This is a genomic window from Roseateles sp. P5_B10 (assembly GCF_056400485.1).
The window spans coordinates 1-556 of record NZ_JBFULE010001684.1 but is presented as its reverse complement, the minus strand read 5'-3'; the positions used below and the strand labels follow the sequence as shown (position 1 = coordinate 556).

At 62.1% G+C, this 556-nt stretch carries 1 protein-coding gene; it reads left to right on the top strand.

Translation table 11 applies throughout. The features are described 5' to 3' along the window. Positions 1-36: 36 nt before the first annotated feature. A partial coding sequence (locus tag AC1DU6_RS35325; RefSeq protein ID WP_477863238.1) for an FAD-binding oxidoreductase occupies positions 37-556 on the top strand: 520 nt, incomplete at its 3' end.

Sequence of the window (556 nt, the reverse complement as noted above, 5' to 3'; positions counted from 1 at the left end):
GTGCTGAAGCTGTTTCCGAAGCCACGGGCGAGGGCAGTGTCCTTCGTCAAGCTGAACAGCATTGACGCGGTGCTCGACCTGCTCGCTCAGGCACGTACTGAACTCGGTGACCGCATCGGCGCCTTCGAGGTCATGTCGCGCGGCCAGATCGAGGTGATCGCCGAGAACCTGCCGCTGGTGAACATCCCGTTCGAGCTGGATACGCCGTGGTATGTGCTGATCGAACTCGTCGATACGCTGGTGTCGGTGGATCTGAATGCAGCACTCGAAGCGTTGCTCAGCAACGCCTATGAGCGCGAGCTGGTCACCGATGCGCTGGTAGCTTCGAGCGAGACGCAGGCCGCAGCGTTCTGGAAGATCCGCCACAGCGTGTCGGAAGGCAGCAAGAAGGCCGGTTACGTCATCTCGCACGATAGCGCCGTACCCTTGTCGCAGCAGGCAACGTTCGTCACGCAGGCGGAGAAGCGCATCGCTGCCTATCGGCCCGACGCCCGCATCGTGATGCACGGCCATATCGGCGACGGCAACATCCACATCCTCGCGATCATTCCAGGCC